Source organism: Geoalkalibacter subterraneus, assembly GCF_000827125.1.
Lineage (GTDB): Bacteria > Desulfobacterota > Desulfuromonadia > Desulfuromonadales > Geoalkalibacteraceae > Geoalkalibacter_A > Geoalkalibacter_A subterraneus.
The window spans coordinates 652,576-665,846 of the sequence record NZ_CP010311.1 but is presented as its reverse complement, the minus strand read 5'-3'; the positions used below and the strand labels follow the sequence as shown (position 1 = coordinate 665,846).

At 57.1% G+C, this 13,271-nt stretch carries 13 protein-coding genes; 9 read left to right on the top strand and 4 right to left on the bottom strand.

Annotated elements, in window-relative coordinates:
- Positions 1-21: 21 nt before the first annotated feature.
- From GSUB_RS03010 to GSUB_RS02975, 8 genes are all read left to right on the top strand, one after another.
- Positions 22-768, top strand: coding sequence for a hypothetical protein (locus GSUB_RS03010; protein ID WP_040199135.1), 747 nt, complete (start codon positions 22-24; stop codon positions 766-768).
- 193 nt (positions 769-961) lie between these two features.
- Positions 962-2,215 (top strand): diaminopimelate decarboxylase, encoded by a 1,254-nt coding sequence (lysA, locus tag GSUB_RS03005; RefSeq protein WP_040199134.1) that lies wholly within the window; start codon positions 962-964, stop codon positions 2,213-2,215.
- A 101-nt stretch (positions 2,216-2,316) separates the two neighbouring features.
- Positions 2,317-3,192: a 4-hydroxy-tetrahydrodipicolinate synthase gene (dapA, locus tag GSUB_RS03000; protein ID WP_040199133.1), complete on the top strand. Its 876-nt coding sequence runs from the start codon at positions 2,317-2,319 to the stop codon at positions 3,190-3,192.
- A 169-nt stretch (positions 3,193-3,361) separates the two neighbouring features.
- Entirely contained in the window at positions 3,362-4,165 is an 804-nt protein-coding gene (gene dapB, locus GSUB_RS02995) for a 4-hydroxy-tetrahydrodipicolinate reductase (protein ID WP_040199132.1), read from the top strand.
- A 155-nt stretch (positions 4,166-4,320) separates the two neighbouring features.
- Complete coding sequence (locus GSUB_RS02990) at positions 4,321-5,556, top strand: LL-diaminopimelate aminotransferase (RefSeq protein WP_040199131.1); 1,236 nt, start codon at positions 4,321-4,323, stop codon at positions 5,554-5,556.
- Between the two features lie 212 nt (positions 5,557-5,768).
- On the top strand, positions 5,769-6,128 hold the full coding sequence (locus GSUB_RS02985) for a hypothetical protein (RefSeq protein ID WP_040199130.1): 360 nt from the start codon (positions 5,769-5,771) through the stop codon (positions 6,126-6,128).
- Positions 6,125-6,817, top strand: a complete 693-nt coding sequence (locus tag GSUB_RS02980; RefSeq protein ID WP_040199128.1) for a GSU2403 family nucleotidyltransferase fold protein — start codon at positions 6,125-6,127, stop codon at positions 6,815-6,817. Before GSUB_RS02985 ends, GSUB_RS02980 begins: the two co-directional genes overlap by 4 nt.
- A 77-nt stretch (positions 6,818-6,894) precedes the next feature.
- Entirely contained in the window at positions 6,895-7,878 is a 984-nt protein-coding gene (locus GSUB_RS02975; protein ID WP_040199127.1) for a serine/threonine protein kinase, read from the top strand.
- A 181-nt stretch (positions 7,879-8,059) separates the two neighbouring features.
- Here GSUB_RS02975 and GSUB_RS02970 read toward each other — a convergent pair whose 3' ends face one another.
- On the bottom strand, positions 8,060-8,467 hold the full coding sequence (locus GSUB_RS02970) for a bacteriohemerythrin (RefSeq protein WP_040199126.1): 408 nt from the start codon (positions 8,465-8,467) through the stop codon (positions 8,060-8,062).
- Between the two features lie 519 nt (positions 8,468-8,986).
- Positions 8,987-10,333, bottom strand: a complete 1,347-nt coding sequence (locus GSUB_RS02965; protein WP_040198815.1) for an IS1380 family transposase — start codon at positions 10,331-10,333, stop codon at positions 8,987-8,989.
- An 81-nt stretch (positions 10,334-10,414) separates the two neighbouring features.
- On the opposite strand from GSUB_RS02965, the gene GSUB_RS02960 reads away from it, so the two are divergent.
- Positions 10,415-11,587, top strand: a complete 1,173-nt coding sequence (locus GSUB_RS02960; RefSeq protein WP_144401928.1) for a response regulator — start codon at positions 10,415-10,417, stop codon at positions 11,585-11,587.
- Between the two features lie 90 nt (positions 11,588-11,677).
- Here the strand turns inward: GSUB_RS02960 and GSUB_RS02955 are convergent, their stop codons facing one another.
- Together GSUB_RS02955 and GSUB_RS02950 are read right to left on the bottom strand one after the other, a co-directional pair.
- A complete protein-coding gene (locus tag GSUB_RS02955) occupies positions 11,678-12,916 on the bottom strand; it encodes a cytochrome c biogenesis ResB family protein (protein WP_144401927.1) in 1,239 nt (412 codons plus the stop codon).
- 66 nt (positions 12,917-12,982) lie between these two features.
- The gene (locus GSUB_RS02950; RefSeq protein ID WP_040199124.1) at positions 12,983-13,237 is read right to left on the bottom strand and encodes a FitA-like ribbon-helix-helix domain-containing protein; all 255 of its coding nucleotides are present in this window, start codon (positions 13,235-13,237) and stop codon (positions 12,983-12,985) included.
- Positions 13,238-13,271: the final 34 nt, after the last annotated feature.

Sequence of the window (13,271 nt, the reverse complement as noted above, 5' to 3'; positions counted from 1 at the left end):
CCGACAGACAGGATTGCCTCCATGATCCCTGATCGACTGACGCGCTGCCTGCTTTTCGCCCTTATGGCGATGCTGGCCTTCACTGTATCCGGATGCGGCAAAAAGGGCCCGGTGCGCCCGCTTGAGTCCCCCGAGCCGCCCAGCCCGGCTGCGGTTGAGGCCGAACAGATGGGTGAGAGCGTGGTGCTTTTCTGGCAGATCGGCGATGAATCTGCAGGCGGTGCCGAAACCCAGGGATTCCGCATTGAACGCATGACGAACTATTCCGACAGCGATTGCCTGAACTGCGACGACCAATGGCGGACCCTGGTGCAGATCGACCTCGATTACTCACGGACGCTGTTCCGCAATAAAAATCAACTGGCCTGGTTCGACACGACAGCGATTCCCGGCACCGCCTACCGCTACCGGATCTTTGCCTTTGAACGAACCGGTATTGACAGCTCATCCACTTCAGTCACCATCAACACGGTTATCCCCCCACCTGCCCCCACCGGGCTGCAGGCGCGGCGCAGCAATGGCGCCGTCAGCCTTCGTTGGGATGCTGCAGATCAGGCTTCCGGCACTCCCCGGTATTTTCTTTACCGCCGCAGCGGAGACGCACCTTTTTCTCCCTTTCCGTTGACAGCGGAACCGCTTGCCGAGCCCCGATTCAATGACACGACGGCTGACGTGAACCAGGCCTACGAGTACACCGTTCGCACCGTGCTTGAAGAAGAGGGTCGACGGGTTCAATCTGCACGCTCTTCCGAAGTTCGCATACCTTAAAATGTGAAACAGGCAGGCTGCCCGCTGCTGCCTCAGCCTGCTTGTTTCACGGCACCGAAGAGCCGATCCATGGCGGCGGAGAATCCCGCCAAATGGACAGTTTTTTGACTTATCCCCCGGTGTATGTTAATAATTTACGCTTATTTTCCAGAAAGTTCTCTCACCAGACCCATACAGGAGGAATTGAGACCCCATGCACTACTTTCAGTACAAGGGCAATGAACTTTATGCCGAAGACATTCCGATCGCCGACATCGTCGCGGCTGTCGGCAGTCCGGTTTTCATTTATTCGCAGGCCACTTTCGAGCGTCACTACAAAGCGTTCGACGAAGCCTTCGGTCAAGCGCCGCATACTATCTGCTATTCGGTCAAGGCCAACTCCAACCTGGCAATCCTCAAACTGATTGCCGGCCTCGGCGGCGGTGTCGACATCGTCTCCGGCGGCGAGCTTTTTCGCGCCCTGGAAGCTGGCGTCGATCCTAAGAAAATCGTCTATTCCGGCGTCGGCAAGCGCGACGATGAAATCGAATATGCCCTGCGCAGCGACATTCTGATGTTCAACGTCGAGTCGGAGCAGGAGATCGACCGCATCAACGAAATCGCCGGACAGGTGGGCAAAAAGGCCGGCATCGCGCTACGGGTCAATCCCAACGTTGATCCCCAGACCCACCCCTATATCACCACCGGCCTGAAAAAGGCCAAGTTCGGCATCACCATGGAAGATGCAGTTGCCGAATACAAGCGCGCCGCGCAGATGTCCAATCTTGAAATTCTCGGCATCGACTGCCATATCGGCAGCCAATTGACCAACGTCGAGCCTTTTGTCGATTCTATTAAAAAGCTCAAGGAACTCATCTCGCAGCTTGGCGAGTTGGGGATCGAGCTGAAATATCTGGACCTCGGCGGCGGCCTCGGCATTCAGTACGACGCTGAAGATCCGCCGCTGCCTGCAGACTACGGTGCCGCCATCCAGTCCGAAACCAAGGACCTGGGCCTGCACCTGATCTTCGAGCCGGGCCGCAACATCGCCGGCAACGCCGGCATCCTGGCCGCCAAGTGCCTTTTCACCAAAGAGCGCGACGACAAGCATTTCATCATCATCGACGCCGGCATGAACGACCTGGCCCGCCCCGCCCTTTACGGCTCTTTCCACGGCGTACAGCCGGTGGTTAAGGACCAGGACGGCATGGTGGCCGCGGACATCGTCGGTCCCATCTGTGAAACCGGCGATTTCCTGGTCAAGGAGCGCCAGGTGCCCATGTTCAAACAGGGCGACCTGATGGCGTTCATGTCAGCGGGAGCCTACGGCTTCACCATGAGCAGCAATTACAACAGCCGCCCCCGTGCGGCCGAGGTTCTGGTCAACGGCAACCGCTTCGCGGTGATTCGCGAGCGCGAAACCGTCGAGGACCTGATCCGGGGCGAATCGGTACCCGACTGGATGTGAACCACCTGTCCGTCTACCTTGCCCCCACGCCCATGAAACAGCACTGCGACAAAGGGCGGGCAGGACGTTCTATTGATGCTTTTTCACGATAGGAGGACACTATGATCAAAGGATCCATGGTTGCCATCGTCACCCCTTTCAAGGACGACGGCAGTTTTGACGAAGAGACATATCGCAGCCTGATCGACTTTCAGATCGAAAACGGCACAGACGCCATCGTGCCCTGCGGCACGACCGGCGAATCAGCTACCATCGATTTTCAAGAGCACGCCCGCGTTATCGAGGTGTGCATCGACCAGGTCGCCAAGCGCGTGCCGGTCATTGCCGGCACCGGGGCCAACTCCACCAGCGAAGCGATTGAGCTGTCGCGCAGCGCCGAGAAGCTTGGCGCCGACGGCCTGCTGCTGGTCTGCCCTTACTACAACAAGCCCTCCCAGGAGGGGATTTACCGCCACTACAAGACACTGGCCGAAGTGGTCTCCCTGCCCCAGGTCCTCTACAACGTACCGGGACGCACAGGCATCAACATCGCTGCCGACACAACGGTGCGACTGGCTGAAATTTCCAACATCGTTGCGATCAAGGAAGCTTCCGGCAACCTGACCCAAGTCAGCGAAATCCTGGCCCGCGCCGGCGACAAGATCGAGGTGCTCTCCGGCGACGACTTCCTGACCTTCCCCATGATGGCCTGCGGCGCCAAAGGGGTGATCTCGGTCACCGCCAACGTCGCTCCCAAGGCCGTCAAGGACATGGTCGTGGCGGTTCAGGAGAACCGCTGGGAGGATGCCCGCAAGATGCATCTCGACCTGCTTGAGCTGCACAGCACCATGTTCATCGACGCCAACCCGGTGCCGGTGAAAACGACCCTGTCGCTGATGGGCAAAAGCGGCGCTACCCTGCGCCTGCCCTTGTGCGAAATGAGCGCCGACAAGCTCGAAACGCTCAAGGGCGTGCTGAAGAAGTACAAGCTTATTTAAGCCTTCCCACCAATCTCCTCCCCCCAGCGGGGGGAGGCTGGGAGGGGGGTGTCCGGGCAGCAGCTCAGGCCCTCCCCCACCCCAACCCTCCCCCACCCCAACCCTCCCCCGCTGGGGAGGGAGTTCGGTGCGTCTTTTCCCCACGGGGGAATTAATTTACGAGGTCTCTATGATTAAAATTGCTGTCACCGGCGCCGCCGGCCGTATGGGCGGGCGCATTATTACGGCAGTGCAGGAAGCCGATCAGCTTGAGCTGGCCGGCGCAGCCGAGCGCTCAGGTCATGACATGGTCGGGCAGGACGCCGGTCTGGTCGCAGGCTGCGGGCAACTCGGCGTCGCCATTACCGACGATCTGGAGAAAGCCCTGGCTGAGGCCGATGTGCTGATCGACTTCACCTTCCCCGATGTGACCCTCAAAAACCTGGAAGTCTGCGCTCGGCTCGGCAAGAAGATGGTCATCGGCTCCACCGGGTTTACTCCCGAGCAACGCAAGCAGGTGGAGCAGCACGCCGCGAAGATTCCGGTGGTGCTGGCCCCCAACATGAGCGTCGGCGTCAACGCCTGCTTCAAGCTGCTCAAGGAAGCCGCCTCCATTCTCGGCGACGGTTTTGACGTGGAAATCGTCGAACTGCACCACAACAAGAAAAAAGACGCCCCCAGCGGCACCGCGGTGCGCATGGGCGAGGTGGTCGCCGAATCCCTTGGCCGCGACTACAACGAATGCGCTGTCTTTCACCGCGAGGGAATGACCGGCGAGCGCACCCATGATGAGATCGGCATGCAGACCGTACGCGGCGGCGACATCGTCGGCGAACACACCGTCTATTTCATCGGCATGGGCGAACGCATCGAAATCACCCACCGCGCTATGAGCCGCGACATGTTTGCACGGGGATCGGCCCGTGCCGCCCAGTGGCTCGACGACAAGAGCCCCGGCCTTTACGACATGCAGGATGTGCTGGGGTTGAAATAAAACCTTTCAACGCAGAGACGCTGAGAGAAGCGAAGGGCGCGGAGAGAGGCCTGACCTCATTGAGTTTTTCAGGTCATCACCGGGCATTTGTGTGCTTTGGCTCTTGAAAGAGTCATGGGCACCTCTGCGTTCTCACTCAAAGGAGGAACAACTTTATGGCTCGTATCAACGATAATTATCTCAAGCTCAAGGCCGGCTATCTCTTTCCCGAGATCGGCCGCCGTGTCAAGGAATTTACCAACGCCAACCCCGATGCGCAGGTCATCCGCCTCGGCATCGGCGACGTCACCCGCCCGCTGGCCCCTGCGGTGCTCAAGGCGCTGCATGACGGCGTCGACGATCTCGGCCGCGGCGACACCTTTCACGGCTACGGCCCCGAGCAGGGCTACGAGTGGCTGATCGACACCATCATCGACAAGTCCTACAAGCCCCTTGGCGTTGATCTGCAGAAATCGGAAGTTTTCATCTCCGACGGCTCCAAGTGCGACTGCGCCAATATCCTCGACATCTTCGACCTCTCCAACAAGGTCGCCATCTGCGACCCGGTCTACCCGGTCTACAATGACACCAACGTCATGGTCGGCCGCACCGGCGAAGCCGATGACAAGGGCTATTATGAAGGGATCGTCTACCTGCCCTGCACCGAGGAGAACAACTTCACCCCCGATCTGCCCTCGGAGAAGGTCGACATCATCTACCTGTGCTACCCCAACAACCCCACCGGCACTGTCGCCAGCCGCGAGGAACTCAAGAAGTGGGTCGACTACGCCCGCGCCAACGACGCGGTCATCTTCTACGATGCGGCCTATGAGGCCTTCATTACCGAAGACGACATCCCCCACTCAATTTACGAAATCGAGGGCGCCAAGGAATGCGCCATCGAATTCCGCAGCTTCTCCAAAACCGCCGGCTTCACCGGCGTGCGCTGCGCCCTGACCGTGGTGCCCGAAGCGGTCACCGCGACCACCGCCAAGGGCGAAAAAGTGGCGCTCAACAAGCTGTGGAACCGCCGCCAGTGCACCAAGTTCAACGGCGTCTCCTACCCGGTGCAGCGTGCCGCCCAGGCAGTCTACTCCGACGAGGGATGGAAGCAGACCCGGGAGATTATCGACTACTACATGGAAAACGCCCGCATCATCCGCGAGGGTCTGAGCGCGGCCGGCATCACCTGCTACGGAGGCGTCAACAGCCCCTACATCTGGCTCAAGACCCCCGAGGGGATGAGCAGCTGGGATTTCTTCGATAAGCTGCTGAAGGAATGCCATGTGGTCGGCACCCCCGGCAGCGGCTTCGGCCCCAGCGGCGAAGGCTATTTCCGCCTCTCCGCCTTCGGCGACCGCGAAAATATCGAAACCGCCGTGAGCCGCATCAAGGAAAAGTGGGGCAAATAAGGCAGAGAAGCTTTCTGCCGACCCCTTGTACCCATGAAAAACGGGCGGCCTTGCGGTCGCCCGTTTTTTTCTTCAACGTCTACCCTTTGTAACCTGGGTTACTCTCTGCAAGCGGCTTTTCCCACCAGGCTAACCCAGTGCAGATGACACGATCCGATCTTGCAGCGGAAAATGAGGTTGACAGTTTGCACCACAATAAATAAAATATTTCCATGTCTGTGGTGCAAAAAGACCCGATAATCAGCGGAATGCTTGAAGATGAGCGGGAACGCTGCGCAAATGCAATTGAAGCATTGGCGCGGAAGGCTTCTGAGTATCCCAAAGGCTCCATTCATTTTCGCATCGTCAAATCGCAGAAAAAGCAATATTCTTATCCATTCCTGAAATACAGGGAAGAGGGCAGGAGTGTTTTTAAACACATCCCCCAAGAGGATCTGGAAATCATTCAGGACCAGATTCGAAAAAGAAAAAAAATTGAAGAGGAGGTCAAGAAGGCAAAAGAAAGGCTTCGCTATCTTGATCGCCTTTTGGCGGAAGAAAAACGCGGCAGGCCCCGGAAGGACGGGAGATGACTATTTTTGAGTGCGAGGCTGTCTCTCTTCCTCCCTCCGTAGAAACAGCCATTGCCCGCCTGGCGGGATGCGGTTTCTTTGAATATGGCTTGATTGGTGGAAGCTGGTGTTTTCCTTTCTATGACGCCGTCATCGGAGTCAAATACAATTTTAGGACCCTGGACCTTGATTTCATAGTCGATGACGCTCTGCAGCACCGAAAAAAGATTATCAGGGATCTGGAAGCCGAATTAGAGGAGGAGGGGTTTATTCCCACGATTGACTACGAGACCCATCTGCAAAAATTTCATACAGCAGATATGGAAGTCGAGTTTCTGACCCAACGGAAAGGCAATCGAAACAAAACCGTTCTGATCCGGCCTTTCAATATCACCGCACAGCCGCTTCCCTTTTTAAATATTCTCTTCTCTGAACCATTAACACTGAAAATAACCTCTCTTGATGGCATTGTTCGGGTGCCGTCTCCACGCTCAATGCTCCTGCATAAGATGATCATTGCCCACAGGAGAACCAAGGAGTCGAAAAAGGGAAAAGACTTAGATCAGTGCAAAGTCCTTTCTTTATACTGCTCTCGAACCGAAATTCAAGAACTTCTAAATCAGCAAAAATTTAGCAGAAACACCTGGAAAAGCATTAACGCCACATGTGAATTAATTGGTATCGACCCGCCATTTGCTCAGGAGGTATGATTACACTCGAGCGTTTCACACGGCACTTTTCTGCTCTCACGAAACCAAGTCATTCAGAAAACCCAAGAAGGATAACCATGTCTGCCTCGGACCATCCGTTTCATCGCCTGACACCCGCCTTCGTCATGGATGCCGTTGAAAGCCGCGGCTACCGCTGCGACTGCCGCACGCTGGCCCTGAACAGCTATGAGAACCGGGTCTACCAGGTAGGGATCGAGGAGGGGCAGCCGCTGATCGCCAAATTCTATCGTCCGGGCCGCTGGAGCGATGCGCAGATCATCGAGGAGCACGAATTTTCCAGGGAGTTGGCCGAGCATGATCTGCCGGTGGTGGCGCCGCTGGCTGACGCGAAGGACAACACCCTGTCGCACTTCGACGGCTTTCGTTTCACCCTCTATCCGCGAAAGGGCGGACATGCACCGGAGTTCGACAATCTCGACAACCTGCTGATCATGGGACGCCTGCTGGGACGCATGCACCGCATCGGCGCCCTGCGTCCCTTTGAACACCGCCCTCAACTCACCTCAGCGGATTTTGGACATGCCGCGGCGAACTGGATTGCCAAGCACTTCATTCCCGACGAATATCGCGACAATTATCGCGCCCTGACCCGCGACCTGCTGCAGGGGATCGACCAACTCATGGCGGAGGGCGCCCCCCGTCTCATTCGCACCCACGGCGACTGTCATGCCGGCAACGTGCTGTGGCGCGACGAGGCGCCGCACCTGGTCGACCTTGATGACGCGCGCATGGCGCCTGCCGTGCAGGATATCTGGATGATGCTCTCAGGCGACCGCCCCCGCCAGCTGGCCCAGTTGAGCGAGATCATTGAAGGCTACAACGAATTTCACTCATTCAACCCGACTGAACTGCGCCTGATCGAGGCGCTGCGCTCCCTGCGCATTATCCATCACAGTGCGTGGCTGGCCCATCGCTGGAAAGACCCCGCCTTCCCCACGGCCTTTCCCTGGTTCAACACGCCGCGCTTCTGGGACGAGCATATTCTTGAACTGCGCGAACAGATCGCAGCTCTTCGCGAACCGCCCCTGCAGCTCATCTGAGTTACCCCCGCACTGCGCCATCTATTACGTCACGACCACCAGGCAATGATGATGTTGATGGCTAAGCAAAAAGCGCCAAATGCAAGGCGCGCAATTGCCGATCAATGAGGCGTACTGCCGTACGTCGAAGCAGTGAGAGCAATTGCAGTAACGCAGCAGTTGGTGAGTTTTTGCGACGCCATCAGGTAATCCCGTTCTCATTCAGGAAAGGCGCATATTTTTTATCGGTCCCGAGAATATGGCCTTTGAGCCAGTCGCGCAGAAAACGCATCACCTCCAGGGACAACACGAACTCCCCCTGGCTGACGCGCTTGCGCAGTTCATCGGTTTTTTCGATAAATTTCTGATGTTCAACCCGGTGCAAATCCAGATCGGGATAACGGAATTCTTCCATGTAGAGTTCTTCCGTCGCAAAATGGGTCTGGGCGTAGTCGACCATTTCCGTCACAATGGCGGTCATGGCCTTTTGCGCCTTCTGCTCAAGCATCGCCTCATGAAGCTGGTTGATCAACCCGATCAGCTTGCGATGCTCGCGGTCGATGCGGTCAATATTGACACTGAAATTCTCATCCCACTCAATTAACGGCATACTGAATCCCCTGAGTTTTCTTCAATGAACAAAATGGCGTCTGACATCTTGAAAACGGCATTAAAATGATACAATCTCTTTTGTTACGTGTAAAGTGAAGCTCGACAAATAAAAAAAATATTGAGCGTTTGCGCAAAAAGTAATATTTTCGTGAAGATGATGTTTTCATGAGAAGAGAGTGGAAGCAGACTTTCCGGCGACAGCCGATGAGCTATTGGGAGTCTCACGATATCTTTTTACAGAGGGTCAGTGTCTTGAATGGAGATCAACCTTTGAGCAAGCCAATCGCCTGATTCCGTGAGATGTCTTCCCGCTTTCCGGTTTTCTCGTCCCAAGTGGCGAAAATGGGGGGCGAGAATGTCGCTCAGTTGAAAATCCGGCTCTCTGAAGGGCCTCAGCAAGCTTCGATCTTTGACAGATTGCCCGCAAAGTGCCAATCAAGGCGATTTCAGGACGAGTTCGATCGTGAACACCGCAAGTGCCCGGGTTTTGTCATCTTCTTTTTGGCCGGCCTCTGGCCTATCCGTAGGCCAATCGTTGATAAAGGCCGGCGAACGCTTGGAAAGACGCGCCGCTATGGCGACTGAAGCGTAAATACAACCGTCGGCCGGTCTCGATCATGCGTGCCGCCAGACACATCAGTTCCTGGATGACCGTCTTGATGCGCCGGCGCTTGGCCGGGTGTCGCACTGGCGTTTTCTCGCCGAGCAAGCCGATCTGCCCGATGAAGCGCAGGATGTTGTAGGCCAGTGCGGCACAGGTCATCACCAAGCTGTTGACCTCAAATTTGCCCGAGGGCAGTCGCTCAAGATCCATGTCGGTTTTGAGCTCGCTGTGAAACTGCTCACTGGTGCCGTGATCCTGGTAAAGAGCGATAATCTTCTCGGCGGACAGATTCAGCGAGGTCCACCAGCCCTCCAGCGTGATGTCGGGCTCGAGCAAAAGCTGGCCCTTCTTATCGATGGTGCGCTCGGTAACGCGGATGACCCGGCGGCAGCTCAACTCATGTTTCTGCCCGGTTTCGTCTTTCCAGCTATGAGTGTCGCGGACACTGAAAATGGCAATGCGCTTTCCCGGGCGCGGCTGGCTGAGCTTTCCTTCGGCGAAGGCCCGCCGGTGCCAGAGGGTTTTGCTGTGCCCGCGGGGGTTCCATTTCAGGATGTAGTCCACCCGCTCATGGGAGGCCAATTCCATGCGGGTCTCCCAGGCATCGTGGCCGGAATCGAGGCGCACCAGCAAAGGGGCGGCGGTCAACGAGAGCGCCTTGTGCAGCACCCGGCCAAGAAACGGAATGAAGTTTTTCTGGCTGTGCTGGGAGCCCTCGCGCTGCTCGATCTCCAGAAGCCAGCCCTCCAGGGCCAGATAGGCGGCAATTGGGGCAAACCCGTCATACCCATGGTAGGTGCGCGAGACGCCTTGTTTCTTGGTCCCGGAATTATCCTGGGTGAAGACGTCTATATCCACAGGAACGTGGCCGGTGGACACGGCCGAGAATAACGCCCCTGATTTTTGAAGGAACTCGGTGACGCAAAAGTTGGCGATCGTTTGAAAGGTTTCGGCTTGCGCCTCCAGGCGCTGGCGCAGAGTCGGTTCGGAAGGAACGCCCTTAAGCCCGAAAGATTCTTTGAAAAAACGGTCCTGGCGAAATCCGCTGATGGCCTCGAAATCGCTCTTGCCGAGACAAAGCAGGCCGATATAGCTGCGAAGCACATCGGCGTGCGAGATGGCTCCCTTTTTCAGTGGGCCGAGCTGTCCCAGGCGCTTGGTCAGGCTGGTGAAGCGGTTGAGGCACAGCCCCACCAGGGCCAGCCCGGAGTGGGAGCTGTAGAACTCCTCCTCGGATTTCTCGATGATAAAGCGTTTCATAGAACTCACCCACGGAGTGAAATTTTTGTGGGCTATAAGATAGCACAAATAACGAAATGTTTCAGCAACTTACATGCATTCGTGGAAAAGTTTTACGATTGTAATCTCACGGAATCAGGAATCGATGACAAGAACGCCCTTCAGAACGGATGGGAGGCCACCCGTCGCGGCGCTTTTCTGGCCGGCATGAGTCACGAAATCCGCACCCCGCTCAACAGCCTGCTCAGCATGCTGCAGCTGCTCGAGCAGGGAGAGATGGCTCCGGAGCAGCATGAAGCCGTGCATATTGCCCTTGACTCAGGTCGCTGCCTGCTGGAAATCGTCAACGATATTATGGATCTGGCACGTATCGAGATGGGTGAAATCACTCTTAACGAGGAGCCTTTCGACGCGGCCGAGATTCTGCGCTCGGTTTCCTGCCTATATCTCCCCGTCGCCGAAGACAAGGAGATCGATTTGCGTATCGATGCGCAAACGGCCTCCCATCTCTGTCTGGGAGACGCCGCCCGCCTGCGCCAGATTTTTTTCAACCTTTTCGGACATGCCCTGCGCCACACGGAAACCGGCAAAATTCAGGTCGGGCTATCACAAAGCCCAACCGGCGAGGAAACAATGCAGCTCCACCTTCTGGTTTCCGTTTCCTCCCCTGAATCCGTCAAAGAATCGGCGGCGTTTTCACCGACCCCATGCGCCCCTACAAGTCGTGCGTTTCAGGAAACCGGCCTGGGTCTGCCCATCGCGCAACGCCTGATCGAGTTGATGGGAGGGGAAATCGTGCTCAAGGTCGTGGGCACGAGTGGAAGCGAAGCAAGGGTGGCTCTACCCTTCAGACGAGGTGCCCCACTGGCAGGCAAAGAATCCTGCCAAGAGAAAATCTCGCCCCTGCAGATCCTGCTGGTGGAGGATGACAAGGTGAATCAACTGGCAACACGGCGCCTGCTGAGCAATGCAGGGCACAAGGTCGTCTCGGCGGGTGACGGGGAAGAAGCACTGACCGCACTGGAGCAGATCCGTTTCGACCTGATCCTCATGGACGGCGCCATGCCTCACCTCGACGGCCTGGAAACCACGCGCCGCATCCGCGCCTCGCAGCGCCCCTATGCAGACATTCCCATCATCGCCCTGACCGCTCATGCCCTGCAGGGGGATCGCGAGCGTTTTCTGGAAGCCGGGATGGATGGCTATCTGGCCAAACCGCTTGAGTTCGGTGAGTTCAACAAGACGGTGGCGCGCATTCTGCAAAATCAAGAATAGTTTTAGCCGGAGGGGTTGGCCGCGCTAATTCAATTCAGCGCCGTTTACCGTCGCTGGTCTCTTCATCAACGATTCAAAAATCGGCGGAACTTATGGCGCCTGCCCCTTCAGCCTGGCCGTCAATTGCTCAAAAGCCAGCCGTCCCGCCTCCCCGTTGAACCCTTTTATGGCACGCAGCCGGCAGTTTTCTCGCGTACTGACAATGGCAAAAACCCGGTAAGGGACAGCAAACGCCAGCAGCAGTCCCAGGGCCAGGGTCACGCAGCCGACCCAGACCAAGGGTTTACCGGGATCCCGGGAGAACTGAAATCCGACATACCAGAAACCGAACTTGTCCCGCTCGAAAGCCGTCTGATAGATCGATACTCCGCGGTGCACCAGGGGGTGATTGATGGAGATCTCACCCTGATGAACGGCACGGCCGTCTTCCACGATTGTCACATGGCTGTAAGTCTGCTTGAGGATGGGATCCCTGAAAGCCGTCGGGTAGAGCACCACCCCGGCATCGACCCCCTCGTGGTAGGTGTGTTCCCCCACCCCGGCCCGGTAATCCCCCAGCACCTCTTCATCGCGCAGGATTTTCAGGTGCAGTTCCTGGGTGAAGGGGTCGAAGGAAACGACCTCTGCACTCAACTTTGATCCGGCAAGATCAAAACGCTCACCTTCCCGTGTAGTCCACGTGTGAAGGGGGTCGCGCGAATCCGGCGGATAGGCGGTAATTTGCAGGTCAATGGGGTAGTACTGCGCCCTGAAATCATCGAGCCGGACGGTAAATCCCAACTCCCGCTCGGATTGTGTCTTCCAGTCCAGAATCCGGCTATCCTCCTGCCCCACGTAAATAAAACGGGTGCCGACAAAACCCAGCTCCGAGGCCAGCGCGCCGGCCATGATCAGCAGGCAGGAGCAATGCACCACCGTCGACCCCCAGCGCCCCGGACGGCCGCGCTCGGCCAGGCAGCGATCCCCCGATACGGACAAACGGTAACCTTGAGCTTCCAACTGGGGAAACAGCGCCTGACGCCCGCGCTCAATCACCGTATCGGCCTCGACCTCACGCCCTTCATCCATGGCCGCCATGAAGCGGCTGCGATCCCGAATGTTGCGACGAATGGTCTTAAGGGTACAGGACGCCAGATTGACGGCCAACGCGGCCAGCAGCAGCCGATACCAGAGGCTCTGGTAATAAAGGTCGTAGCGCCCCTGCTCCGCAGCCCCCTCCAGCGTGCCGAAGACAGACACCGCCGCCAACGCCAGCAGCAGGAACAGGGTCACCTTCGGGGAGGTACAGAATGAGGCGATTTTACTTGAAATCGTAGGGCGCAATACCAACAGGCCTCCTGACAGGAATAGATCGCTCTTCTTTTTAGGGACGATCCGGTGGATTGTCTGGCCTTTTTACCAGAGCTCCTCGTCAACTTTCTCAAATGCAGAAGTGTTACGCTCGAATTCGGCCTCTTCCTCTGCACTCCAGGTTCCAGCGAGATGGTCGAGGTCGCTATAACGAACGTTCCGTTTTCTTTTTTCCAGGCCCAGGGATTCCCGCAGAAGCCGCAATGTCACGGCATTGACGCTGCTTCCTTCCCTCTTTGCTTTATCCTTCAGCGCCTCGGCCGTTTTCTCATCGATTCCCCGCAAAGTCATCGTACCCATAGTGAACTCCTTTTCAACTGCCGGTGAGGAGCAG